We start from the raw sequence: 23100 nt of genomic DNA, 5'->3' as shown, positions 1-23100 counted from the left end.
GCACAGGACGGGCGAAAGCCTCCAGTCGGCAGGGCCCGGGGCTCGCATGCGAGGTCGTGGACGCTGGCGGGGAGCAAGGTCGACGGCCCGGCGGGCCGCGCTGCACCGATCAAAGCAGCAAGGGTAGCGAAATAAGGCGCCGAGGGGAATGCTCCACCCGCCTGCTTCGCTTGTGCAAGGCCGATGCCCCCAGTACCATTACCGCTCTCTTTTTCCGGCAGGAGCAGTTACATGATTGCGGGCAGTATGGTGGCATTGGTCACTCCCATGGATGCACAAGGGCGTCTTGACTGGGACAGCCTCGACAAACTTGTAGACTTCCACCTGGAAAACGGCACCCATGCGATCGTCGCTGTCGGCACCACCGGTGAGTCCGCCACGCTGGATGTCGAAGAACACATCCTGGTCATCAAGCACGTGGTCGAGCGCGTCAAGCGCAGCACCCGCCGCATCCCGGTCATCGCCGGTACCGGTGCCAACTCCACTGCCGAAGCCGTGCACCTGACCCAGAACGCCAAGAGCGCCGGTGCCGACGCCTGCCTGCTGGTAGTGCCGTACTACAACAAGCCGACGCAAGAAGGCCTGTACCAGCACTTCAAGCACATTGCCGAAGCCGTCGACATCCCGCAGATCCTCTACAACGTACCCGGCCGCACCTCCTGCGACATGCAGGCCGATACCGTGATCCGCCTGTCGAAGGTCAAGAACATCATCGGTATCAAGGAAGCCACCGGCGACCTGGTACGCGCCAAGGCGATCCTCGATGGCGTCGATAGCGACTTCATCGTCCTGTCCGGCGACGACCCGACCGCCGTCGAGCTGATCCTGATGGGCGGCAAGGGCAACATTTCCGTCACCGCCAACGTCGCCCCGCGCGAAATGGCCGACCTGTGCGAGGCCGCCCTTGAGGGCAATGCCGAGAAGGCCCGCGCAATCAACGAAAAACTCATGCCGCTGCACAAAGACCTGTTCTGCGAGTCCAACCCTATCCCGGTGAAATGGGCACTCGTCGAAATGGGCCTGATGCACAAAGGCATTCGCCTGCCGCTGACCTGGTTGAGCGAAGGCTGCCACGAAAAAGTCCGTACTGCCTTGCGCCAGTCCGGCGTACTGGTTTAAGAGGAAGTACACCGCATGAAGCGACTGGCTGGTCTTTCCGCCCTTGCCCTGATCATCTCCAGCACCAGCGGGTGTGGCTGGCTGTGGGGCGAGGATGGCTATTTCCGCGACCGCGGCAGCGATTACCTGCAGGCGCGCCCGACCGCGCCTATGCAACTGCCGCCGGACGCCAGCAACGTCAAGCGCCTTGACCCGCTGCTGCCGATCCCGCGTAACGTCGCCGACGACAGCGCCACCGGCGAGTTCGAGGTGCCGCGCCCGCAACCGATGACCGGTGGCGCCGCCCAGATTACCGACTACAGCCTGCAGCGCAGCGGCAGCAGCCGTTGGGTGCTGGCCCAGCATTCGCCGGCCGAAGTATGGCCGGTGGCCCGCCAGTTCTTCGAGGACAACGGCTTCCGCATCGCCGAAGAGCGCCCGCAGACCGGCGAATTCAACACGACCTGGCAGCGTTTCGACGAACTGTCGGCATCGCTCGGCCAGCGTCTGGCCAGCACTGCCAGCAGCGCTGACAGCGAAGTGCGCGTGCGTGTGCGCATGGAGCCTGGCGTGCAGCGCAACACCTCCGAGGTGTATGTGGTCAGCGTCGAGCGCCCGGCCGGCAGCACTGCCGAGCCCGATTTCCCGTCCACCTCCAGCAACACCGGTGCCGATGCCCTGCTGGTCGACGAAATGCTTGCCAGCATGAACCGCAGCGCCGAGAAGGGCGGTTCGGTGTCGCTGCTGGCCGCGCGCGATTTCGACGCGCCAAGCCGCGTGAGCCTGAGCGAAGACGGCAGCGGCAACCCGGTGCTGTACCTGGGCGCCGACCTGGACCGCGCCTGGTCCAGCGTGGGCCGTGCCCTGGAGCAGGGTGGCCAGTGGCGTGTCGAGGACATCAACCGCAGCCTGGGCCTGTACTACATCAACCTGTCGGAAAAGCCTGACGACAAGCAGAACCAGCCTGGCTTCTTTGGCCGCATGTTCGGCAGCGAGCCGACCAAGGAAGAGCGTGAAGCCCGTGCCGAGCGCTACCAGGTTCGCCTGAGCAAGGTGGGTGAGAGCGTGCAGGTCACGGTCGAGAAGAACATCAACACCGTGGCTCCGGCCGATGTCGCCCGCCGCGTGCTGAGCGCCATTCAGGACCACCTGGGCTAAGTGCGCTTCGCGGTACTCGGAAGCGGCAGCCAGGGAAACGGCACGCTGATCGCCAGTGGTGACACGTTCATCCTGGTCGATTGCGGGTTTTCCCTGCGCGAGACCGAGCGGCGCCTGGCGCTGCTCGGCGTGTCGGCGGCCCAGCTCAGTGCGGTACTGGTCACCCACGAACATGCCGACCACGTGCATGGGGTCGGCTTGCTGTCACGGCGCTACAATGTACCGGTCTACCTCAGCCAAGGGACCTTGCGCGGCATGCGCAAGCCGGTGGAGGTGGCCGGTTTTCTCGCTTGTGGCGACAGCCTGCGTATCGGCAGCCTGGAAGTGACCGCGGCGCGGGTCGAGCACGACGCCTACGAGCCGCTGCAGTACGTGGTCAGTGACGGCCAGCGGCGCTTCGGCATGCTGACCGACCTGGGCTCGTACGACGCGCTGCTGCTGGAGCGTTACCAGGGCCTGGATGCACTGCTGATCGAGGCCAACCACTGCCGCGACCTGCTGGCACGCGGTCACTACCCGGCCTTCCTGAAGCAGCGGGTGGGTGGCATGCAAGGGCATTTGAACAATCACCAGGCCGCGCGCCTGGTGCACGAGTTGGGCTGGAGCAACCTGCAACACCTGGTGCTGGCCCATCTCAGCAGCAAGAACAACCTGCCACACTTGGCTCGCCAGTGCTTCGTCGACACCCTTGGGTGCGACCCGGACTGGCTCCAGGTGGCGAATCAGGAACACGGGCTCGACTGGCGCGAAATCGCCTAGCCCAACACCTCAAGCAAGCGGAGCCCAATCATGGAAAAACGCGACGAACTTTACCGCGGCAAGGCCAAATCGGTTTACAAGACCGACGACGCCGACCGCTTGATCCTGCTGTTCCGTAACGACACCTCGGCGTTCGACGGCAAGCGTATCGAACAGCTCGACCGCAAAGGCATGGTGAACAACAAGTTCAACGCCTTCATCATGCAGAAACTGGAAGAAGCCGGCGTGCCGACCCAGTTCGACAAGCTGCTGGGCGACAACGAGTGCCTGGTGAAGAAGCTGGACATGATCCCGGTCGAGTGCGTGGTGCGCAACTACGCCGCCGGCAGCCTGGTCAAGCGCCTGGGCGTGGAGGAGGGCATCAAGCTGGAGCCGTCCACCTTCGAACTGTTCCTGAAGAACGACGAGAAGGGCGACCCCTTCATCAACGAATCCCACGTTGTCGCGTTCGGCTGGGGCACCGCCGAGCAGCTGGCCGAAATGAAAAAGCTGTCGCTGAAGGTCAACGAAGTGCTGAGCAAGCTGTTCGATGACGCCGGCCTGCTGCTGGTCGACTTCAAGCTGGAATTCGGCGTATTCCACGGCCAGATCGTGCTGGGCGACGAGTTCAGCCCGGACGGCTGCCGCCTGTGGGACAAAGAGACCCGCAAGAAGATGGACAAGGACCGCTTCCGCCAGGGCCTGGGCGACGTGATCGAAGCCTACGAAGAAGTTGCCAAGCGCCTGGGCGTGCCGCTGTAAGCGGCACGTTCACGCAAGCGCCTGATACCACGCGATTTTTTTGAAAAAAAGGTTTGCGTTTTAAAAGAACGCTGGTATGATGCGCGGCATTGGAGAGATGCCGGAGTGGTCGAACGGGACGGATTCGAAATCCGTTGTACTGGCAACAGTACCTAGGGTTCAAATCCCTATCTCTCCGCCATATATCGAAAAGCCCCGCAGGTTAACTTCTGCGGGGCTTTTCGTTTTCTGGGTCGTACTGCCCATTTGTACTACTTTGGAACTGTCGTCGCTGACAGGTCGGCTGGTGCGTATGGTGGGAAGCGATTGAGTGATCTCACCGTCCTTGGCGTCACGCTGATCGACAGTTGTGAGCTGGTGAAAACTCAGCAGAAATCACATACTATTTGCCCTAAACAAGGACAGTTCAGGGCTCGCGCCTTCGTGTCAGGTGTCACGGTCGTCGAGCGGACTGGCTACTCAATGCCAACCCGGGCGCGATCTATGACATCCAGACCTGAAGACGTACTGATCTATCACATCACAGATATTGCCAATCTACCTGGGATAATCGCTTCCGGCCTTCAGTCAGATGCCGTGATGGTTCAATCAGGGCAGCACTCAGTTATTGGCTACGATCACATCAAGCTTCGTAGGCTCCAAGAAATAGGTGTAGGCTGCTGTGGGCCTCGGTATGTCGGGGAGTTTGTGCCCTTCTATTTTTGTCCGCGTACTCCAATGCTCTACACCGTCAACAGAGGTAACACCGGCAAGCCCGAAGGATGTCAGAGTGACATCGTGCATTTGGTGAGCTCCGTCGGTACTGGTGTAGGGCTTCAACGAGAATGGGCCTTCAGCGACGGCAACGCTGGCGCTTACCATACGGATTTTTATAACGATATTAGTAAGCTAGCTGACTTGGATTGGTCCACAATCAATGCCAAGTATTGGGGAGAAAAACGGCACCAAAAACAGTCAGAGTTCTTGGTGGCGGAGCAGTTCCCTTGGCAGGGTATCCATTTCATTGGCTGCTACAATCAGGCGGCGGTTGAGAGAGTGCAAGAGATCGTGCGCAATTCGACGCATCAGCCTGAGGTGAGAGTCAAAAATGACTGGTACTTCTAAAATGATCAAGCTTAGCAAAGGCAACCTTCTAACAGCACCTGCTGAAGCGTTAGTGAATACCGTGAACACGGAAGGTGTCATGGGTAAAGGTATCGCGTTGCAATTCAAGCAGGCGTTTCCTAGCATGTTCAAAAGCTATCAGGATGCTTGCAAGAATGATGCCGTTCGGCTGGGTAAAGTTCATATCTTTGATCTTGGCGGGTTGGTTGGAGGTCCGCGTTGGATTATAAACTTTCCGACCAAAGGGCATTGGAAGTCAAAAAGCAAACTTGAGAATATTCAAAGCGGCCTTGATGATTTAGTTCGTAAGGTTAATGAATTGCATATCAAATCTATTGCAATTCCTCCACTTGGTTGCGGGTTGGGTGGCCTAAAATGGGAAGAGGTTCAGCCCGCAATTGAAGAGGCATTTTCAGTTTTGCCAGATGTTGAGGTGCTGCTGTACCCTCCGTCTGGTGCACCTGCAGCAAAAGAAATGCCAAATAGAACAGAACGTCCAAAAATGACTGACGGTCGTGCCGCACTGATTCTTTTAATGGACCGCTATCTCAAAGGGCTTCTGGATCCATTTGTCAGTTTGTTAGAAGTTCATAAGCTGATGTATTTTTTGCAGGAAAGTGGCAAGCCTCTTCGGCTGCAGTTTGAGGCCAAGCAGTTTGGCCCATATGCTAAGAACCTCAGGCAAGTACTGATCAAACTAGACGGTCACTTTATCCATGGCTACGGAGACGGTCAGGACGACCCCACCAAACCGTTGGAGCTGAAGGCGGGCTCTATCGAAGAAGCGGAGCAGTTTTTGTGCGAAGATGTCGAAACTATGCATCGAATGGAAAGGGTTGCCGAGTTAATTGATGGGTTTGAAGATCCGTATGGAATGGAGCTACTTAGCACCGTTCATTGGGTTATGTGTAATGCCCCTGGAGCCAAAGATGATCCTGAACAGGCAGTCAAGGCGGTACATGGCTGGAGCGAGCGGAAGAAAGCTTATCTAAAGCCCTCTCACCTAGAAAGAGCTTGGCATCGACTGAAGAAGTTGAATTGGGATGCAGAGTCTCGAAGCAGCACCTGCTAGAATTTTATTGTGGTGAGGCTCTAACTCTCAGCCATACATCGAAAAACCTCTCAGTTTCAAATCTGTGGGGTTTTTTCGTTTCTGCATTTAATTTTGATACATTTTCGTAAGCGCTGTACTTGGCGCTTACTGATGTATCCGGCAGTATTGATCTCCAATCGCGCCCGATCCTCTGGTGCTGGCTTGGTCCGGCATTACGTTCGGGCCTTCTTATTTCTGGGGAATGGATTTTGCACTGCTGGGCTCCCGCAGAGGTGGTCTTTCCATGTACTGCGCTTGGGATTTGGTACCCCGCAGCTGTAGGCCTGCGGGGCTGTTTCGTTGCGGGACAGGTAGTAATCGGCTACTGCACGCGTGTTGTCTTTGAGACTTCTCTCAACGCTTGCTTCAGAACGTAAACATCATTGGTCTTCATGGCTTCTTGCAGAAATACATTGATCGTTTCGGGGCTATCGAGAAACCGGCAAGCCTCGAAACGCTTGGTGTTGCTCAAATCCAAATTGAGTATTGACATATCGCGGATCATTTTTTCATCATCCCCAATTCAGCATCATCCAGCAGCGCCTTGGCCATCGCACTTAGGTAATGCGAGGCCCAGATCAGCTTCTGGTCGCCATCCATCAAACCGGTGATGATCAGGTCGCGGACGTAGCCCATCAGTTCCGATGCCTGTTCGCGGGCGTCCTGGCAGGGGATGCCGGGTTCGATGCGGAACAGTGGGTGGGTGTTGTTTTCGCCTTGATAGAAACAGGTCTTGCCGACTGTGGTGGGTTGTTTTGTGTCGTCGGTGGGCATTGGTGAATCTCCCTGGGATTTTGGGTGTCTGTACCGGCCTCTTCGCGGGTGAACCCGCTCCCACAGGTACGGCGCAGTACTTGAGGGCAATGATTACCCCTGTGGGAGCGGGTTTACCCGCGAAGAGGCCAGACCTGCTTAGTGCAAGATGCGCGGCTCAACCGGTAAATGGGCCTGCATCTGCAATTGCATCAATGCCGACTCGACCAGGCCCTGTACCGCTTCCATTTCATGGATCACGGCCTGCATCACGATCGAACTCGGGGCCGTGGGTTTGAGTTGCACGGATTGGCGGGCCACGAACAGGGCGCAGAGTACGTACTCTGAGGACTGGACCAGGGTGTCTTGCAGAGCCTGGGTGGAATCGAGGGAGTGGGGTGGATCGGGGACCATCTTGCGCATACACATCTCCAGGATCATTGGAGCTGCCGCAAGCTTGCTGTCAAACAAGAGGGTGGCAGCTGTACATGGGTTGACAGACCGAGGATCCCGGAGTAACTCGGCGCACACGAGGTGCCCCACGTACAGCCGCCATAAACAGTGCACGTGTGCGGGAAATCGTCGGCCTGTCAAAGCCGGTCGTTGATTTTGAAACGACAAGCCGAGACTAGAGCGCGACCCAATCCGTCGCAACAGTTTGAGCGGGTTGGCAGTATGTTTGGGAAATGGCCTACAGGGAAGGGGATTATTCTGAGTTTCAGCTGTAGGACTGGGGGCCGCTTTGCGGCCCATCGCGACACAAGGCCGCTCCCACAAGGGATTTGCGTAAGGCCACCTTATGGGAGCGGCCTTGCGTCGCGAAAGGGGCGCAAAGCGCCCCCCAGGGCCTTCAGCGCATCGCCGCCAGCTTGATGCCAAACCCCACCAGGCAAGCCCCCGCCAACCGCTCGAACATATTGGATATCCGCGGATTGGCGCGCATGCGTTCGGCCAACTGGTGCGTCAGCACCACCGCAATCAACCCGTACAGGAAGGTCACCACCGCCACCGTCGCCGCGAGGAAGCCGAAGGTCACCAGCCCCTGGTGCTTCACCGGGTCGACGAACAGCGGGAAGAACGCCATGTAGAACATGATCGCCTTGGGGTTGAGCAGGGTGATCATCATGGTCTGGCGCAGGTACTGGCCGTTGTCCATGCGGCTGGCCCGCGGTGCGCCACCGGGTTTGCTCAGCAGCATGCGCAGGCCCAGGTACGCCAGGTACGCGGCACCGGCCCACTGCACCACATGGAAGGCGGCAGGGTAGGCGGCCAGCAGGGTGGCAACGCCAGCCACCGCCAGCCACAGCAGCACTTGGTCACCCAGGATTACCCCACAGGTCGCAGCCATGCCGGCCTTGATCCCGCCCTTGCCCGTGGCGGTGATCAGGGCGAAGTTGCCCGGGCCGGGGATGGCCAGGACGATGATGAAGGCGATGACGAACGCGCCGTAGTCGGTGACACCGAGCATGGGGAACTCCTGTAGGGCAGTGAGAAAGCAGCGTTCAAGACTATCGTCGCCACCCGCTCACTTTTCAACCATGCATTGCGAATTGGAAATAACATCTGGTTTCAGGAACGTGAGACATTGCTTGCAACCGCAACGTATTGTTGCGCTGCTGCAACGAACAAGTGCCATGCGCTGCTTGGATCCAATGCCCAGGTTCTGTATCATCCCGCCGCCATCAGACGATGGCCGAAGATGATTCATTTAAAGGACTTAGTATGAAAAAGCTGTTCAAGGCCACCGTAGCCGTTGCTGTCGTTTCGGGTGTTGCCCTGCTGTCGGGTTGCACTGGCCAGGTTTACAACCAGCCGAAAAACTGCACCTACGACTACCTGTTCCACCCTTCGGTTTCCATCTCCAAGATCATCGGTGGCTGCGGCCCGATCGATAAACTGCCTCAGCAGCAGTAATCTTGGCGGTACCCAGATCGCGACGCTTGCGACGTGATCCAAGGCCCCCGGTCATGCAGATGATCGGGGGTTTTTGTTTTTCGGCGTGACAATCTGCCACTGGGGCAACCCGTCGCCTTGACGCTCCGACCGGTAATTTGTTTGCGCTGGCATTTAAGCTACAATCGGAAAAACGATTCAGCCATGTCGGTCAATTCGACAAAAGGCCGAGTCGTTTTTTCTGGTTCTCTGGCTGCTGAACAATGATCAACAACAAGCCTGCGCTGCAGAACACGCTTTACTTGGGCCAGCCACAGGCCCGCCCTCTGTTCTCCTGACTGGAATTGATCAATGTTCAAGAAAGCTGGCAAGACCTTGCTGGGTCTGGCTGTCGCTGCAAGTGTCATGCAAGCGCACGCCGCAGAAACCAAGAAAGTAGATGTGCTGCTGGTCGGCGGCGGCATCATGAGCTCGACACTGGCCGTGTGGCTGCACGAGCTGGAGCCAAGCTGGTCGATGGAAATGGTCGAGCGCCTGGATGGTGTGGCCGAAGAAAGCTCCAACGGCTGGAACAACGCCGGTACCGGCCACTCCGCACTGGCCGAGCTGAACTACACCCCGGAAGACAAAGACGGCAACGTCAACATCACCAAGGCCATCGAAATCAACGAAGCCTTCCAGATCTCCCGCCAGTTCTGGGCGTGGCAGGTCCGCCAGGGCGTGCTGAAGAACCCGCACTCGTTCATCAACACCACGCCGCACATGAGCTTCGTGTGGGGCGATGACAACATCAAGTTCCTGAAGAAGCGTTACGACGCGCTGCAGGCCAGCCCGCTGTTCCGCCCGATGCAATACTCCGAGGACCACGCGCAGATCGCCAAGTGGGTCCCGCTGATGATGGAAGGCCGCGACCCGAACCAGAAGCTGGCCGTGACCTGGACGCCGATCGGCACCGACGTCAACTTCGGCGAGATCACCCGCCAGTTCGTTGGCCACCTGAAAACCCAGGAAAACTTCGACCTGAAGCTGTCCAGCGAAGTGCAGGACATCACCCGCAACAAGGACGGCTCGTGGCACGTCGAGTACAAGAACCTGAAGGACGGCAGCGAATCGGCCACCGACGCCAAGTTCCTGTTCATCGGTGCCGGCGGCGGCGCGCTGAAGCTGCTGCAGAAGTCGGGCATTCCTGAAGCCAAGGAATACGCAGGCTTCCCGGTGGGCGGCTCGTTCCTGGTGACCGAGAACCCGACCGTGGCCATGCAGCACATGGCCAAGGCCTACGGCATCGCCTCGACCGGTGCGCCACCCATGTCGGTACCGCACCTGGACACCCGCGTGCTGGACGGCAAGCGCGTGATCCTGTTTGGCCCATTCGCCACCTTCTCGACCAAGTTCCTGAAGAACGGCTCGTACCTGGACCTGCTGAGCAGCACCACCACCCACAACGTGTGGCCGATGACCAAGGTCGGCATCGACCAGTACCCGTTGGTGGAGTACCTCGCTGGCCAGCTGATGCTGTCTGACGACGACCGCTTCGAAGCCCTGCGCACCTACTTCCCGAACGCCAAGAAGGAAGACTGGCGCCTGTGGCAGGCCGGCCAGCGCGTGCAGATCATCAAGCGTGATGCCGAGAAGGGCGGCGTGCTGAAGTTGGGCACTGAAGTGGTTGCTTCCGAAGACCGCACCATTGCCGGCCTGCTGGGGGCATCGCCAGGTGCTTCGACTGCTGCGCCGATCATGCTGAACGTGCTGGAAACCGTGTTCAAGGAGAAGGTCGCTACCCCTGAGTGGCAGGCCAAGATCAAGCAGATCGTGCCGAGCTATGGCACCAAGCTGAACGACTCGGCGGCGGCCACCCAGAAAGAGTGGAACTACACCGCTGAAGTGCTGCAGCTGGAGAAGCCACCGGTGATCGACGAAAGCGTCGGCACTACGGTTGCACCGAGCCAGCCGGTCGAGAGCAAGCCTGAGAATGACATGGCGCTGTAATCGGCCATTGTTGTGAAAGAAGCCATGGGGGAGACCTCGTGGCTTTTTTGTTGCCTGTTCCGGCCCTTTCGCAGCACAAGGCTGCACCTACAGGTACGGCGCCGTGCCGTACCTGTAGGAGCAGCCTTGTGCTGCGAAAGGGCCGGAACAGGAAACCACTGATCGGAAACCCAGCTCAGTCCCAATAAAAACATATTTTGATGCTTAAATTAATCTTGTCAGTCGATCCCCCTCCAGGAGGGTGCCGTCATGAACATCAAGATTGCCGCCTTACTGCTGCTGGCCCTGTGCGCCCAGCCGGCATGGAGCCAAAGCTACTCCTACTCCAGCGAAACCCCCGCCGCCAAACCCGCCGAATCTGCTGCAATGACCACGCGCATGGCCCTGCGCGACCTGTGGGTCGAGCACATCTTCTGGGTACGCAGCTATGCCGTCGCCAACCAGGCCGGTAACGCCAGGCAGGCCGAAGTCGCCGCCAAGGAAGTGGTCACCGACGCCACCAGGATCGCCAACAGCATTGCCCCGCTTTACGGCCAGCCTGCCGCCGATCAGTTGCTGAAACTGCTGGCCGGCCACTGGGGCGCCATCAAGCACTACAGCGATGCCACCGTGGCCAAGGACAACAAAGGCCAGCAAGCCGCGGTCAGTGAGCTGACCAGCAATGCCAAGGCCATCGCCGCGTTCCTGGCCAAGGCCAACCCGAACCTGCCCGAGCCGACCCTGCTGACGCTGCTCAGCGCCCACGGCGGCCATCACGTGGCGCAGATCGACCAGTTGGCAGCCACTGACTACGTGGGCGAGGCGCGCACCTGGGCGATGATGCGCGAGCATATACTGACCCTGTCCGACGCCCTGGCTGCGGCGTTGGTCAAACAGTTCCCGGACAAATTCTGATGCTCGAAGGCCTGGGCCGTACCCAACAGGACCTGCTCCATGCGTTGCTGCTCCAGCCGGCCGGCATGAGCATCGACGACCTGGCGCAGGCCCTGGCCATCACCCGCACGGCGGTGCGCCAGCACCTGGCCGCGCTGGAGCGCGACGGCCTGGTCAAGCGTGGCGCTACCCGGCCCACCGGGCGACGCCCGGAGCAGCTGCACGAGCTGACCGACCAGGCCCGCGAACTGTTCCCGCGGCAGTACCCGTTGCTGGCCAACCTGCTGATTGCAGAAGTGGCCGGTTTGCTGGGGCAGGAGGCGTTGCTGGCGCTGATGCGCCAGCTGGGGCGCAAGCTGGCGGTAGACCTGGAGCACGAGGTGGTGGATGAAGCACGCATTGTCGAGCACATGAACAATGCCGGGTACGAGGCGCAGGTGTTCTTCCGCTCGGGGGGCGAGCCGCAGATCGTTGCGCACAATTGCGTGTTCCATCACCTGGCCAAGGCGCACCCGGTGGTGTGCGAGCTGGACCTGGCGCTGATCGGGGCCTTGGGTGGGGCCGAGGTCAGCCATGAGGAGTGCATGCTCAGGGGCGGGCAGGTGTGCCGGTTTGCCCTGGGCAAGAAAGAGCATTGATCTTGCCTGTTCTGGCCTCTTCGCGGGCTTGCCCGCTCCCACAGGTAGGGCGCTGCCCTCAGGCCTGGCTCCATCCCTGTGGGAGCGGGCGAGCCCGCGAAGAGGCCAGTGAAAGCATCACTGCTGTTGCAGAATACAGTCCAGCAACCCGGGAAACCGCTCCCCCAGCATCTCGCTACGCAACGAATTCATATGCGTAGTCCCCACATTGCGGGTATGCACCAACCCCGCATCACGTAGCACGCGAAAGTGGTGGGACATGCTCGACTTCGGCCGGCCGCCGTCCAGCTCGCCGCAGCTGGCTTCGGCCACGCCCGCCAGGTGGCGCACGATACCCAGGCGCACCGGGTCGCTCAGGGCATAGAGCAGGCGTTCCAGGGTGAGGTCTTCGGAATTGGGATGTTGATAGGCTCGCATGGTCGTCATGATAACGGGGCTATCATTAATTGCCATAGTTCGATTATGATCGAACTATCGTAATCAAATAGCCTTGGAGCTTGCCCATGTCCGCCTTGTTCGAACCCTACACCCTCAAGGACGTCACCCTGCGCAATCGCATCGCCATCCCGCCGATGTGCCAGTACATGGCCGAAGACGGCATGATCAATGACTGGCACCACGTGCACCTGGCCAGCCTGGCCCGTGGCGGTGCAGGCCTGCTGGTGGTCGAGGCCACGGCAGTGGCCCCGGAAGGGCGCATCACCCCCGGTTGCGCCGGTATCTGGAGCGATGCCCACGCCCAGGCTTTCGTGCCAGTGGTGCAGGCAATCAAGGCCGCCGGTTCCGTGCCGGGTATCCAGATTGCCCATGCCGGGCGCAAAGCCAGCGCCAACCGCCCTTGGGAAGGTGACGACCACATTGCCGCCGACGATGCCCGTGGCTGGGAAACCATCGCCCCATCTGCCATCGCCTTCGGCGCGCACCTGCCGCAAGTGCCGCGCGAGATGACCCTGGACGACATTGCCCGGGTCAAGCAGGACTTCGTCGATGCCGCCCGCCGGGCGCGTGATGCCGGCTTCGAGTGGATCGAACTGCACTTTGCCCATGGCTACCTGGGCCAGAGCTTCTTCTCCGAACACTCCAACAAGCGTACCGATGCCTACGGTGGCAGCTTCGACAACCGTAGCCGCTTCTTGCTGGAAACCCTGGCAGCGGTGCGTGAGGTATGGCCAGAAAACCTGCCACTGACCGCGCGTTTTGGTGTGCTGGAATACGATGGCCGCGATGAACAGACCCTGGAAGAGTCGATCGAACTGGCGCGCCGCTTCAAGGCCGGTGGCCTTGACCTGCTGAGCGTGAGTGTCGGCTTCACCATTCCCGACACCAACATCCCGTGGGGCCCGGCGTTCATGGGGCCGATTGCCGAGCGTGTGCGCCGTGAGGCGAAGCTGCCGGTGACCTCGGCGTGGGGTTTTGGTACGCCGCAACTGGCGGAAGCGGCGCTGCAGGCCAACCAACTGGACCTGGTGTCGGTAGGGCGTGCGCACCTGGCTGACCCGCACTGGGCATATTTTGCGGCCAAGGAGCTGGGGGTGGAGAAAGCCTCCTGGACCTTGCCGGCACCGTATGCGCACTGGCTGGAGCGTTATCGCTGAGGCATGAAGGGGCTGCTTTGCAGCCCATTCGCGGGTAAACCCGCTCCCACAGGATCTCCACTGCCCTCAAGGCCTGTGCGATCCCTGTGGGAGCGGGTTCACCCGCGAAGAGGCCAGTACAGGCTAAAACCGGTCCAACCGGTAAGCCGCCATATCAGCCCCACTGTCCCTGTCAGCCAACCGCCCCACCCACTCCGCCGTCACCGCCGCCTGGGTCAACCCCAGGTGCTGATGCCCGAACGCCAACAGCACCCGCCCGTCACACACCCGGTCGATCACCGGCAACGAATCCGGTAACGAAGGCCGGAAGCCCATCCACGGCGTCGCTCCCTCCACACTCAAGTCCCGCTGGAACAAGCCCTTGCTCAACCGGTGCAACTGCCACGCTCGTTGCATGCTCGGCGGCGCGTCCAGCCCGGCGAATTCCACGGTGCCGGCCAGGCGCAAACCCTCGGCCATGGGCGTCATGATGAACTTGCGCTCCAGCGATGTGACTGCAAACGGCAGGCGCTGATGCTCGCCAGGCAACATCAGGTGGTAGCCGCGCTCGGTATCCAGTGGCACCTGCTTGCCGGTCAGCGCGCCGGTCAACCGCGCAGAGTGCGCGCCACAACTGATCAGCACCTGGCGGGCATCGAGGGTGCCCTGGTCGCTGGCCAGGCTGACTCCGCCGCTGTGCAGCCGCCCGCCATCGACCTGTGCCTGGACAAAACGCACACCACTAGCCTTGGCCGCTTCGAACAGTTCGCACACCACCCGGTAGGGGTCGATGAAGTGCCCGGTACGTGGGAAGAACAGCCCACCCTGCAACGACTGGCTCAGTTGCGGCGCCGCCTCGCGCACGGTGTCGGCCGACCAGAAGTCCACCGGCACCGCCTGCTGTTGCATGCGTGCGCGCAAGGCCTCCAGCGCCTGGCGCGACTCAGGCCGTTCGAACACCAGCAACGAGCCATCTTCCTGAAACAGCTCGCTGCGCCCGATCGAACCCAGCAACCGCTGCCAGGCACCCAGGCTGCCTTCGTTCAACGTGCGGATGCCGGCCACGCTGCGCTGAAACGGACCCGGGCGCAGGTTGAGCAGCAGGCGGGTGAACCAGGGCATGGCCCTGGGCAGGTACTTCCAGTCCAGGCGTAGCGGGCCCATCGGGTCCAGCAGCATGCGCGGCAGGCGTTTGAGGATCGACAGGTCGGCAATCGGGAATACCTGCTCGGTGGCCAGGTGCCCGGCGTTGCCGTAGGACGCGCCCTGGCCGGGTGCCTGGCGGTCGACCAGGGTTACCCGGCGGCCCTGGCGAGCCAGTTGCAGGGCACAGGCGACGCCGACAATGCCGGCGCCGACCACGGCGATATCGGTTTCAGCGGTTTCGAGCATGCTCAGCCTTCCCGTTTACCGTCGAGCAGGCGCCGCAGTTGCAGCGGGTTGTCGTGTTTCAGCGCCTGTGGCAGCAGGGCATCGGGGAAGTCCTGGTAGCACACCGGGCGCAGGAAGCGCAGGATCGCCGCCGTGCCCACCGAGGTGGTGCGGGCATCGGAGGTGGCCGGGAACGGCCCGCCGTGGACCATCGCGTCGCATACCTCTACACCGGTCGGCCAGCCATTGACCAGGATGCGGCCAGCCTTGCGCTCAAGGGTCGGCAGCAGGGCGCGGGCGCTGTCGATGTCGGCATCGTCCAGTTGCAAGGTGGCGGTCAGTTGGCCTTCCAGATGCTCGGCCACCTGGCGGACCTGCTCATCGTTGGCGCAGGCCACCACCAGCGACGCCGCGCCGAAGACCTCGGCCTGCAACGCCGGGTCGGCAAGGAACGCTTCGGCCTGGGTCACGAACAGCTGCGCCTGGCACTGGTTGGGGCCTTGCCCGGCTTGGCCACTGGCGGCGGCCTGGGCATTGGCGTTTGCGGCCAGGGCGCCGACACCGGCCTGGTAGGCACTGAAGATGCCCGGGGTGAGCATGGTCTGTGCAGCAGCCTGGCGCACGTGTTCGCTGGCGGTGTTGATGAAACGCTGCAAGTCGGGCCCTTGGCGGGCTATCACCAGGCCGGGGTTGGTGCAGAACTGGCCGGCGCCCTGGGTCAGCGAGGCGACGAAGCCTTGCGCCATTGCCTCGGCGCGGGTTTGCAGGGCACCGTCGAACAGGAACACCGGGTTGATCGAGCTCATTTCGGCGTACACCGGGATTGGCTCCGGGCGGGCCTGGGCCGCCTGGCACAGCGCAATGCCGCCGCTGCGCGAGCCGGTAAAGCCAACGGCCTTGATGCGCGGGTCGCTGACCAGCGCAATGCCCACTTCACGACCGGAGCCGTACAACAGCGAAAACACGCCGGCCGGCAAGCCGCATTGCTTCACTGCTTGTGCCACTGCCTGGCCTACCAGCTCGCTGGTGCCCGGGTGGGCGCCGTGGGCCTTGACCACCACCGGGCAACCGGCGGCCAGGGCCGAGGCGGTGTCGCCACCGGCCACCGAGAAGGCCAAGGGGAAATTGCTGGCGCCGAATACGGCCACCGGCCCCAGGGCCACCTGGCGCTGGCGCAGGTCGGCACGCGGCAGGGGCTGGCGCTCGGGCAGCGCGTTGTCGACCCGCACATCCAGCCATTCGCCGGCCCGTACCACGCGGGCGAAGGTGCGCAGCTGGGTGCAGGTGCGGCCACGTTCGCCCTGGATGCGCGCCTTGGGCAGGCCGCTTTCGGCCACGGCGCGGTCGATCAGGGCATCGCCCAGCGCTTCGATCTGCGCGGCGATGGTTTCGAGGAATTGTGCCCGTTGTTCGAGCGAGGTTTCGCGGTAGCTATCGAACGCCGCCCAGGCCAAGGCGCAGGCCTGGGTTACGTGTTCGCTGCTGCCACCGAGGTAGGCCGGTTCCAGCGCCTGGCCGGTGGCCGGGTCGATGGCACGGATGGCTTCGCGGCTGCCGGTTACCGGTGTCTGGCCGATCAGCAGGTTGCCTGTGAGGGTCATGGGGCCTCCTTTGGAATCAATATCAAGGGAGACCGCAGCTCTTGTGGGAGCGGGTTTACCCGCGAAGCAGGCGACTCGGTGCCTGGCACCGGCTTCGCCGGTGTTCGCGGGTGAACCCGCTCCCACAGGGGCTGCGGCTCGGCCTGAATCAGGCGATCAGGCGATGTTCTGCTCGGCCGACCAGCTGGCGTACCAGGTGCGGAACAGCGCGTACTGCTGCTCGGCATAATTGCGCTGGGCGTCGGTCAGCAGGTCGGTTTCGTTGAAGTGCAGGCTGTATTCGCTGTCGCCGTTCAGCACCATCAGGTGCTTGTAGTACAGCACCAGGTCGCAGCCTTCATCGAACGACGACAGCACCGCCAGCGCCGCTTCCAGTTCACGCGCCAGGCGACGGGCCTTGGCGTCACCCTTGGCCGCCTGCTTGCTCAGGCTCACCAGGTGCAGCACCTCACGCGGCAGGGCGTTGCCGATGCCGGTGATGGCGCCGGTGGCGTTGCAGTTGACGAAGCCATGCACCACTTGGGTGTCGACGCCGACCATCAGGGTCACGTCGTCATCCTTGGACGTGATGTGTTCGGCGGCGTAACGCAGGTCGGCGCCACCGCCGAACTCCTTGAAGCCAATCAGGTTGGGGAACTCGCGGCGCAGTTCGAAGAACAGGTCGGCGCGGGTGGCGAAGCCGTAGTACGGGCTGTTGTAGATGACCGCCGGCAGTTTTGGCGCAGCGGCGAGGATGGCCGAGAAGTGGTGCTTCTGGGCAATCAGCGAGGCACCGCGGCTGAGCACGCGGGGGATGACCATCAGGCCGGCGGCACCGACCTTGGCCGCGTGGGCGGCGTGAGATACCGCCTCACGGGTGTTCACCGCGCCGGTACCGACGATGGTCGGGATGCCGGCGGCCACCAGGCGTGCCACGCCTTCCTGGCGCTCGGCCTCGGTCAGCAGCGGCCAGTCGCCCATCGAGCCGCAGTACACCACGGCGCTCATGCCGGCCTCGATCAGCTCGCGGCCCTTGCGCACCAGGGCGTCGAAGTCCGGTTTGCGCTCGGCGGTGCAGGGGGTCATCAGGGCGGGCATGGTGCCGGTGAAGATATTGTTGGTCATTGTTGTTACTCCTCGCACTATTCGTTTTTTTGGAAAAAGCCGGGGTCAGATGCCCCAGGCGAACGGGTCCTGTTCGTCGATCAGCAGGGTGCTGTCGGCGGTCATGTAGGCGCGGCCGGTGATGAACGGGCGAATGCGTTCGCCGTCGCGCTCGTAGCGGCCCTGGAACTGGCTGCCGGTGATGCTGGCCTGAACCCAGGTCTGGCCTTCGTCGAGCTTGCCGTCGGCGGCCAGGCAGGCCAGCTTGGCGCTGGTGCCGGTGCCGCAGGGCGAGCGGTCGTAGGCCTTGCCGGGGCACATCACGAAGTTGCGGCTGTCGGCGTTGGCGTCGTCGGCGAACAGTTCGACGTGGTCGATGGGGGCACCGTTTTCACCGGTGATGCCCTGGGTTTCGAGGGCCTTGAGCATGGCCCAGGTGTACTCGGTCAGCGCCTCACGGTTGTCCAGCTCGATGCGCTGGCCGTGTTCGGAGACGAGGAAAAACCAGTTGCCACCCCAGGCGATGTCGCCGCGCACCGGGCCATGGCCGGGCACGTCCACCAGCACCTGCTGGCGGTAGCGATAGGACGGCACGTTGCCGACGGTGATGGCGCCGTCTTCATGCAGGGTGGCGCTGACCTGGCCGACCGGGGTGTCGATCTTGTGCACGCCCGGTGCGATCAGGCCCAGGTGCTGTAGCGAGGCGACCAGGCCGATGGTGCCGTGGCCGCACATGTTCAGGTAGCCAGCGTTGTTGAAGAAGATCACCCCGCATGTGGCGTCGGCCGACACCGGTGGGCAGTACAGCGCACCGACCAGCACATCGTTGCCACGTGGTTCCAGCAAGCAGGCACGACGCCATTGGTCGTGCAGCTCGCGCAGTTCGTCGCGTTGCTCGGCCATGTTGCGGCCGTGCAGTTGCGGGAAGCCTTTCATCACCAGGCGGGTGGGTTCGCCGCCGGTGTGGGAGTCGATGACGTGAATCTGTTTCATGAGCTTGTCCATTCCGGAGTGGGTCAGGAGGCGACGGCGGCAGGGCGTTGGCCTGGGTAGCTTTCGGCAGAGGCTTCGCTTTCATCCTCACCCTCCAGGCGTACCAGGTGGGCAGGCACGCCGGTGGCCGCGCCCCAGTAGTAGATGCCCAGCGCACAAGCGGCCACGACCACGGTGTCGAACGGGTGGCCGAGCACTCCCAGGCCGCCGAAGCTGCCCAGCCACGACAGCAGGATGGTCACTGCGTAGAAGCCGATCAGCCACGCCGACGAGCGCACTTGCTGGGCCAGCGACAGGTGCTGGGTCGGCACGAAGCGGCCGCACAGCAGGTACAGCACGAACATCACGATCTGCAGGGCCAGCAGCCATGACACGGTCTTCCAGCCCGACCAGTACACGATCAGCGCGGCGATGATGAACGACAGCGGGCCGAGTACGCCCATGCCCTTGACCCGGAACGGGCGCGGCATGTCGGGGGCGTTGCGGCGCAGGGCGGCGACGGTGACCGGGGCCACGGCGTAGCTCAGTACCAGGGCGGCGGAAACCACGTTGATCAGTGCTTCCCAGGACGGGAATGGCAGGGTCCAGAACACCGACAGGCCAAAGGTCAGCCACAGCGCCGGGCGCGGGATGCCGGACTCGGCGTCGATGCGGGTGAAGTACTTGAAGAAGGTGCCGGTCTGCGCCCAGCCATAGACCACGCGCGGGGTGGCGTTCATGTAGATGTTGCCGCAGCCGCTGGGCGAGATCACTGCGTCGGCCACCACCAGGTAGGCCAGCCAACCCACACCCAGGGCCAGGGCGATGTCACGGTAGGGCAGGGCCAGTTCCTTGGTCACGGCGGCCCAGCCGTTGCTTAGCATTTCGGTTGGCACGCTGCCAAGGAAGGCCAGTTGCAGCAGGGCGTAGATCGCGGTGGACAGCAGTACCGAGAGGATCAGCGCGATCGGGATGGTGCGTTGCGGGTTCTTCACCTCGCTGGCCACCGAAATGATCGGTGTCAGGCCCAGGTAGGCGAAGATGATGCCACCGGCCGATACCGCCATTTCAACACCGGACAGACCGAACGGGGCAAAGCCCTGGACCTCGAAGTTTTCCGGCTTGAAGAAGGTGAACAGCACGCCGATTACCAGCAGCGGGACGATGAACTTGAACACACTGACCAGGTTGTTGGCCTTGGCGAAGGTTTTCACGCTGCGGTAGTTGAGGAAGAAGAACAGCCCCAGCAGGGCGAACTGCACCAGCCAGCCGAGCACGGTCGGGTCGCTGGAGCCGGCCTTGGTCAGCCCGGGGAACCAGGCGGCGGCGTATTGGCGCGAGGCGACCACTTCGATGGCGATCAGGCTGGAAAAGGCGATCAGGGTAATGAAGCCCATCAAGTAGCCCAACAGCGGGCCGTGGGAGTAAACCGGGTAGCGCACCACGCCCCCGGCACGCGGCAGGGCAGCGCCCAGTTCGCAATAGACGATGCCCAGCAACAGCACGGCGAAGCCGCCAAGGAACCAGGACAGGATGCCGGCCGGGCCGGCGATGGCCGAGACGTGGCTGGCGGCGAACAGCCAGCCGGAGCCGAAGATGGCGCCTAGGCCGATGAAGGTGAGGTCCAGCAATGACAACTGTTTTTTGAATTTGCCTGACATGGGTTCGCCTTTTTGTTGGTTATTGGATAGGCAGGTCTGATGTCACGAGATGCGGCTTTTTGGGCCGCGCTCTTGTAGGACTTGGGGCGGCTTGCGTGGGGCATAGAGTGGACCGATCGGGGCGGCGGATCTTGATGGTTTTCTGCAGGAGGGATGACGAAATCGGCACAGTAGGAAAAAAGCAGTGGCTAGGTGCTGGGGTGTGGAATAGGCTGTAAGCCATACTGGGCAAGGGTTTGAGAGATGCAGTGCTGGTGCCTGCCTCTTCGCAGCACAAGGCTGCTCCTACAGAGGCCGCACCAGTCTCGAAGGCAGTGCACCCCTTGTAGGAGCAGCCTTGCGCTGCGAAGAGGCCGGCACAGCCAACAGAGAACCGACAGATGACCGACACCCCCCTGGCCAACCTTTACCAGTCCCTCGACCAGCACCGCCCCGCCAGCCTCGAAGCCCTGCTCGCCGGTGTGTCCCTGCTGCTGCCGATCCTCAACGCCATCCCCAACGCCGCGATCTTCATCAAGGACCCGGCCGCCCGCTACGTGCTGGCCAACAACACCCTGGTCCAGCGCTGCGGCCTCAAGCGCCTGCAACCGCTACTAGGCAAGACCAGCGCCGAAGTGTTCCCGGCACAGCTGGGCCCCGGCTACACCGAGCAGGATCGTCGTGTACTCAAGGAAGGGTTGGTATTGGCAGACCAGCTGGAACTGCACCTGTACGGCAGCCGCGAACCCGGCTGGTGCCTGACCCACAAGCGCCCGCTGTACAACCAGGCCGGCGAGATCATCGGCCTGGTCGGCATCTCGGTCGATTTGCAATCAGCCGCCGACAGCCACCCCGCGTACCAGCGCCTGGCCGCGGTGGACGAGCATATCCGCCGGCATTTCCACCAGCCGATCAGCATGGGCGAGCTGACCCGTATCGCCGGCATCTCCGTGGCCCAGCTGGAGCGTTACTGCAAGCGAGTGTTCCACCTCACGCCAAGGCAGATGATCCACAAGGCGCGCCTGGAGCACGCTCACCGCCTGCTGCACTCGGAACTGCCGATCACTGAAGTGGCGATGTGCTGCGGCTATACCGACCACAGCGCCTTCAGCCGCCAGTTCAAGCAACTGACCGGCTTCACCCCGCGCCAGTACCGCCAGGCGACCAGCGCTCAGCTGGCCTGAAACAGCGCCCGCGCCTCATCGAAGCACTGCTCGGCAATGGCCGAACGCGGCTCGCTACGGCGCAGCAGCAGGCCGACCGGGCTGTGGATCGCGGCGTCGGCCACCGGCAGGATACGCAAGTGCTCGCTCAGGTCTTCCAGGCCGCAGTCCAGTGGCATGACCGCGCAGCACATGCCGGTGTTGATGGCCTGGATCAGCTGGAAGCTCGAGTCGCTTTCCAGCACCGCATTCGGCTCCAGGCCACGGCTGCGGAAACTCAGGTCCAGCGACTGGCGGTAGTGCATGCCCTTGCTCAGCAGGCCCAGCGGAATGTCGCCCAGCTCGTCCCAACGCAGGGTTTCGCTGGTGAACTGGAAGTGCCGGGTATCGTGCAGCAGGCCCATGGTGGTGGTGCCCAGTTCGATCACTTCGAAGAAGCTGGTGTTCACTTGGTCGAGGTAGCAGATGCCCAGATCGAGCTGGTTGCGGCTGAGCCCGTCGATGATCTGTTCCGAGCTGAGCGAGCTGAGTTGGAAGTGCAGTTCGGGGTATTTTTCACGCAGCGGCAGCAGCAGGTGCATGGGATTGAAACTGGCCAGCGGCACCGTGCCCAGGCGCAGGCTGCCGACCACCTGGCCACGGCAGCTGGCGGCTTCGGCCTGCAGGCCGTCGTGAGCGGCGAGCAGGGTGCGGGCCCAGGCCAGGATGCGCTCGCCGGCCTCGGTGAAACCCTCGAAGCGCTGGCCGCGCTTGACCAGCACCAGGTCCAGTTCGTCTTCCAGGTTGCGCAGGCGCATGGACAGCGTCGGCTGGGTGATATGGCACAGCGCCGCCGCCTGGCCGAAGTGGCGGGTCTGGTCGAGGGCGATGAGGAATTTGAGCTGCTTGATGTCCATGGAAGTGCCTGGTAGCGGGTTGTGCAGACCTTAACCCACGTCTGCGATAGATGTCATTGATCAGTCGGTACGCCATATCGATTGGACGCCCCTGGACCATGCCTCTAGCGTGGCGGCAATGCCACTCAAGGAGCCTCCCCGTGCGTGTCCAACCCGACGCGGTCTTCGTACCGCTCAATATCGCCGTGCTGACTGTCAGCGACACCCGTACCTACGACAACGACACCTCCGGTGAGCTGCTGGCCAGCCGCTCGGTTGAGATTGGTCACCGCCTGGTGGCGCGGGCGTTGCTCAAGGACGACCTTTACAAGATCCGCGCCCAGGTCGCCACCTGGATTGCCGACGAGCAGGTGCAGGTGGTGCTGATCACGGGCGGTACCGGTTTTACCGGCCGTGACAGCACGCCGGAAGCGGTCGAGTGCCTGCTGGACAAGCGTATCGATGGCTTTGGCGAACTGTTCCGGGCCCTGTCGATTCTCGATATCGGTACCTCGACCGTGCAGAGCCGGGCGCTGGCCGGGCTGTCCAACCGCACGTTGGTGTGCTGCCTGCCGGGGTCCACCGGGGCCTGCCGTACGGCGTGGGAGGGCATCCTGGCGGAGCAGCTGGATGCGCGGCACCGGCCGTGCAACTTCGTCAAGCACCTGAAACCGATCGAGGCCTGCGCAAGCCGGGGCTGAGTTTTCTCCTGTACCGGCCTC

Annotated in this window: 23 protein-coding genes, 1 tRNA gene and 1 pseudogene; 14 read left to right on the top strand and 11 right to left on the bottom strand. The window is 62.3% G+C overall.

The genetic code is table 11. The features are described from left to right. Window positions 1-231 precede the first annotated feature (231 nt). The 7 genes from dapA to A4C63_RS13095 all read left to right on the top strand — a co-directional run bounded on the left by dapA (window position 232) and on the right by A4C63_RS13095 (window position 5932). Complete coding sequence (gene dapA / locus A4C63_RS13125; protein ID WP_063913006.1) at window positions 232-1119, top strand: 4-hydroxy-tetrahydrodipicolinate synthase; 888 nt, start codon at window positions 232-234, stop codon at window positions 1117-1119. Window positions 1120-1134: 15 nt separating this feature from the next. Next, window positions 1135-2256, top strand: coding sequence for an outer membrane protein assembly factor BamC (gene bamC / locus A4C63_RS13120; RefSeq protein ID WP_063913005.1), 1122 nt, complete (start codon window positions 1135-1137; stop codon window positions 2254-2256). Next, window positions 2257-3015, top strand: coding sequence for an MBL fold metallo-hydrolase (locus tag A4C63_RS13115; RefSeq protein ID WP_063913004.1), 759 nt, complete (start codon window positions 2257-2259; stop codon window positions 3013-3015). It abuts the gene before it with no gap. A gap of 30 nt (window positions 3016-3045) precedes the next feature. After that, window positions 3046-3756, top strand: coding sequence for a phosphoribosylaminoimidazolesuccinocarboxamide synthase (gene purC / locus A4C63_RS13110; protein WP_004375217.1), 711 nt, complete (start codon window positions 3046-3048; stop codon window positions 3754-3756). A 91-nt stretch (window positions 3757-3847) separates the two neighbouring features. Next, window positions 3848-3937: transfer RNA gene (locus A4C63_RS13105), tRNA-Ser, on the top strand. A gap of 125 nt (window positions 3938-4062) precedes the next feature. After that, window positions 4063-4860, top strand: coding sequence for a DUF4433 domain-containing protein (locus tag A4C63_RS13100; protein ID WP_082888325.1), 798 nt, complete (start codon window positions 4063-4065; stop codon window positions 4858-4860). 1 nt (window position 4861) lies between these two features. Then, window positions 4862-5932, top strand: a complete 1071-nt coding sequence (locus tag A4C63_RS13095) for a macro domain-containing protein (protein WP_063913003.1) — start codon at window positions 4862-4864, stop codon at window positions 5930-5932. 349 nt (window positions 5933-6281) lie between these two features. Here A4C63_RS13095 and A4C63_RS26780 read toward each other — a convergent pair. The 4 genes and pseudogenes from A4C63_RS26780 to A4C63_RS13075 all read right to left on the bottom strand — a co-directional run. Beyond that, window positions 6282-6458: pseudogene (locus tag A4C63_RS26780) on the bottom strand (putative addiction module antidote protein); the annotation flags it as partial. Beyond that, entirely contained in the window at window positions 6455-6727 is a 273-nt protein-coding gene (locus A4C63_RS13085) for a DUF3077 domain-containing protein (protein WP_025340252.1), read from the bottom strand. The gene A4C63_RS13085 and the pseudogene A4C63_RS26780, both read right to left, overlap by 4 nt. 138 nt (window positions 6728-6865) lie before the next feature. Further along, the gene (locus A4C63_RS13080) at window positions 6866-7129 is read right to left on the bottom strand and encodes a hypothetical protein (protein ID WP_063913002.1); all 264 of its coding nucleotides are present in this window, start codon (window positions 7127-7129) and stop codon (window positions 6866-6868) included. Between the two features lie 427 nt (window positions 7130-7556). After that, window positions 7557-8174: a LysE family transporter gene (locus tag A4C63_RS13075; protein WP_063913001.1), complete on the bottom strand. Its 618-nt coding sequence runs from the start codon at window positions 8172-8174 to the stop codon at window positions 7557-7559. A gap of 254 nt (window positions 8175-8428) precedes the next feature. On the opposite strand from A4C63_RS13075, the gene A4C63_RS13070 reads away from it, so the two are divergent. The 4 genes from A4C63_RS13070 to A4C63_RS13055 all read left to right on the top strand — a co-directional run bounded on the left by A4C63_RS13070 (window position 8429) and on the right by A4C63_RS13055 (window position 12099). After that, window positions 8429-8620, top strand: a complete 192-nt coding sequence (locus A4C63_RS13070) for a YhfL family protein (RefSeq protein WP_003254720.1) — start codon at window positions 8429-8431, stop codon at window positions 8618-8620. A 330-nt stretch (window positions 8621-8950) separates the two neighbouring features. Beyond that, window positions 8951-10588: a malate dehydrogenase (quinone) gene (mqo, locus tag A4C63_RS13065; protein WP_063913000.1), complete on the top strand. Its 1638-nt coding sequence runs from the start codon at window positions 8951-8953 to the stop codon at window positions 10586-10588. Window positions 10589-10837: 249 nt separating this feature from the next. Beyond that, window positions 10838-11482, top strand: coding sequence for a hypothetical protein (locus A4C63_RS13060; protein ID WP_063912999.1), 645 nt, complete (start codon window positions 10838-10840; stop codon window positions 11480-11482). Continuing rightward, window positions 11482-12099, top strand: a complete 618-nt coding sequence (locus A4C63_RS13055; protein ID WP_063912998.1) for a metalloregulator ArsR/SmtB family transcription factor — start codon at window positions 11482-11484, stop codon at window positions 12097-12099. Before A4C63_RS13060 ends, A4C63_RS13055 begins: the two co-directional genes overlap by 1 nt. A 117-nt stretch (window positions 12100-12216) precedes the next feature. On the opposite strand, the gene A4C63_RS13050 is transcribed toward A4C63_RS13055, so the two are convergent. Beyond that, on the bottom strand, window positions 12217-12552 hold the full coding sequence (locus A4C63_RS13050; protein WP_063912997.1) for a helix-turn-helix transcriptional regulator: 336 nt from the start codon (window positions 12550-12552) through the stop codon (window positions 12217-12219). Between the two features lie 50 nt (window positions 12553-12602). On the opposite strand from A4C63_RS13050, the gene xenA reads away from it, so the two are divergent. Then, window positions 12603-13694, top strand: coding sequence for a xenobiotic reductase XenA (xenA, locus tag A4C63_RS13045; protein ID WP_063912996.1), 1092 nt, complete (start codon window positions 12603-12605; stop codon window positions 13692-13694). 123 nt (window positions 13695-13817) lie between these two features. Here the strand turns inward: xenA and A4C63_RS13040 are convergent, their stop codons facing one another. The 5 genes from A4C63_RS13040 to A4C63_RS13020 all read right to left on the bottom strand — a co-directional run bounded on the left by A4C63_RS13040 (window position 13818) and on the right by A4C63_RS13020 (window position 20361). After that, the gene (locus A4C63_RS13040) at window positions 13818-15065 is read right to left on the bottom strand and encodes an FAD-binding oxidoreductase (RefSeq protein WP_063912995.1); all 1248 of its coding nucleotides are present in this window, start codon (window positions 15063-15065) and stop codon (window positions 13818-13820) included. Window positions 15066-15067: 2 nt separating this feature from the next. Then, on the bottom strand, window positions 15068-16645 hold the full coding sequence (locus tag A4C63_RS13035; RefSeq protein ID WP_063912994.1) for an aldehyde dehydrogenase (NADP(+)): 1578 nt from the start codon (window positions 16643-16645) through the stop codon (window positions 15068-15070). Window positions 16646-16801: 156 nt separating this feature from the next. Continuing rightward, the gene (locus A4C63_RS13030) at window positions 16802-17749 is read right to left on the bottom strand and encodes a dihydrodipicolinate synthase family protein (protein WP_063912993.1); all 948 of its coding nucleotides are present in this window, start codon (window positions 17747-17749) and stop codon (window positions 16802-16804) included. A gap of 45 nt (window positions 17750-17794) precedes the next feature. Beyond that, window positions 17795-18721, bottom strand: coding sequence for a 4-hydroxyproline epimerase (locus A4C63_RS13025; RefSeq protein ID WP_063912992.1), 927 nt, complete (start codon window positions 18719-18721; stop codon window positions 17795-17797). Between the two features lie 23 nt (window positions 18722-18744). Further along, window positions 18745-20361 carry an APC family permease gene (locus tag A4C63_RS13020; RefSeq protein ID WP_063912991.1) on the bottom strand — a complete coding sequence of 539 codons (1617 nt, stop codon included), beginning with the start codon at window positions 20359-20361 and terminating at the stop codon, window positions 18745-18747. Window positions 20362-20741: 380 nt separating this feature from the next. On the opposite strand from A4C63_RS13020, the gene A4C63_RS13015 reads away from it, so the two are divergent. After that, the gene (locus A4C63_RS13015) at window positions 20742-21524 is read left to right on the top strand and encodes an AraC family transcriptional regulator (protein ID WP_063912990.1); all 783 of its coding nucleotides are present in this window, start codon (window positions 20742-20744) and stop codon (window positions 21522-21524) included. On the opposite strand, the gene A4C63_RS13010 is transcribed toward A4C63_RS13015, so the two are convergent. Beyond that, the gene (locus tag A4C63_RS13010) at window positions 21512-22399 is read right to left on the bottom strand and encodes a LysR family transcriptional regulator (protein ID WP_063912989.1); all 888 of its coding nucleotides are present in this window, start codon (window positions 22397-22399) and stop codon (window positions 21512-21514) included. The genes A4C63_RS13015 and A4C63_RS13010 overlap by 13 nt on opposite strands. A gap of 140 nt (window positions 22400-22539) precedes the next feature. On the opposite strand from A4C63_RS13010, the gene moaB reads away from it, so the two are divergent. Beyond that, window positions 22540-23079 (top strand): molybdenum cofactor biosynthesis protein B, encoded by a 540-nt coding sequence (moaB, locus tag A4C63_RS13005; RefSeq protein ID WP_003259533.1) that lies wholly within the window; start codon window positions 22540-22542, stop codon window positions 23077-23079. The last annotated feature ends 21 nt before the right edge of the window (window positions 23080-23100 follow it).

Origin of the sequence: Pseudomonas sp. p21 (assembly GCF_001642705.1) — a bacterium.
Taxonomy (GTDB): Bacteria; Pseudomonadota; Gammaproteobacteria; order Pseudomonadales; family Pseudomonadaceae; genus Aquipseudomonas.
The sequence above is the reverse complement of the archived record's forward strand: the minus strand, read 5'-3'. Positions and strand labels throughout refer to the sequence as shown.

Bases quoted from the DNA above. Each gene is read 5' to 3' on its own strand.
- dapA (WP_063913006.1), top strand. From the start codon at position 232: ATGATTGCGGGCAGTATGGTGGCATTGGTCACTCCCATGGATGCACAA.
- bamC (WP_063913005.1), top strand. From the start codon at position 1,135: ATGAAGCGACTGGCTGGTCTTTCCGCCCTTGCCCTGATCATCTCCAGC.
- purC (WP_004375217.1), top strand. From the start codon at position 3,046: ATGGAAAAACGCGACGAACTTTACCGCGGCAAGGCCAAATCGGTTTAC.
- A4C63_RS13095 (WP_063913003.1), top strand. From the start codon at position 4,862: ATGATCAAGCTTAGCAAAGGCAACCTTCTAACAGCACCTGCTGAAGCG.
- A4C63_RS13085 (WP_025340252.1), bottom strand. From the start codon at position 6,727: ATGCCCACCGACGACACAAAACAACCCACCACAGTCGGCAAGACCTGT.
- A4C63_RS13080 (WP_063913002.1), bottom strand. From the start codon at position 7,129: ATGCGCAAGATGGTCCCCGATCCACCCCACTCCCTCGATTCCACCCAG.
- A4C63_RS13075 (WP_063913001.1), bottom strand. From the start codon at position 8,174: ATGCTCGGTGTCACCGACTACGGCGCGTTCGTCATCGCCTTCATCATC.
- A4C63_RS13070 (WP_003254720.1), top strand. From the start codon at position 8,429: ATGAAAAAGCTGTTCAAGGCCACCGTAGCCGTTGCTGTCGTTTCGGGT.
- mqo (WP_063913000.1), top strand. From the start codon at position 8,951: ATGTTCAAGAAAGCTGGCAAGACCTTGCTGGGTCTGGCTGTCGCTGCA.
- A4C63_RS13060 (WP_063912999.1), top strand. From the start codon at position 10,838: ATGAACATCAAGATTGCCGCCTTACTGCTGCTGGCCCTGTGCGCCCAG.
- A4C63_RS13055 (WP_063912998.1), top strand. From the start codon at position 11,482: ATGCTCGAAGGCCTGGGCCGTACCCAACAGGACCTGCTCCATGCGTTG.
- A4C63_RS13050 (WP_063912997.1), bottom strand. From the start codon at position 12,552: ATGGCAATTAATGATAGCCCCGTTATCATGACGACCATGCGAGCCTAT.
- xenA (WP_063912996.1), top strand. From the start codon at position 12,603: ATGTCCGCCTTGTTCGAACCCTACACCCTCAAGGACGTCACCCTGCGC.
- A4C63_RS13040 (WP_063912995.1), bottom strand. From the start codon at position 15,065: ATGCTCGAAACCGCTGAAACCGATATCGCCGTGGTCGGCGCCGGCATT.
- A4C63_RS13035 (WP_063912994.1), bottom strand. From the start codon at position 16,645: ATGACCCTCACAGGCAACCTGCTGATCGGCCAGACACCGGTAACCGGC.
- A4C63_RS13030 (WP_063912993.1), bottom strand. From the start codon at position 17,749: ATGACCAACAATATCTTCACCGGCACCATGCCCGCCCTGATGACCCCC.
- A4C63_RS13025 (WP_063912992.1), bottom strand. From the start codon at position 18,721: ATGAAACAGATTCACGTCATCGACTCCCACACCGGCGGCGAACCCACC.
- A4C63_RS13020 (WP_063912991.1), bottom strand. From the start codon at position 20,361: ATGTCAGGCAAATTCAAAAAACAGTTGTCATTGCTGGACCTCACCTTC.
- A4C63_RS13015 (WP_063912990.1), top strand. From the start codon at position 20,742: ATGACCGACACCCCCCTGGCCAACCTTTACCAGTCCCTCGACCAGCAC.
- A4C63_RS13010 (WP_063912989.1), bottom strand. From the start codon at position 22,399: ATGGACATCAAGCAGCTCAAATTCCTCATCGCCCTCGACCAGACCCGC.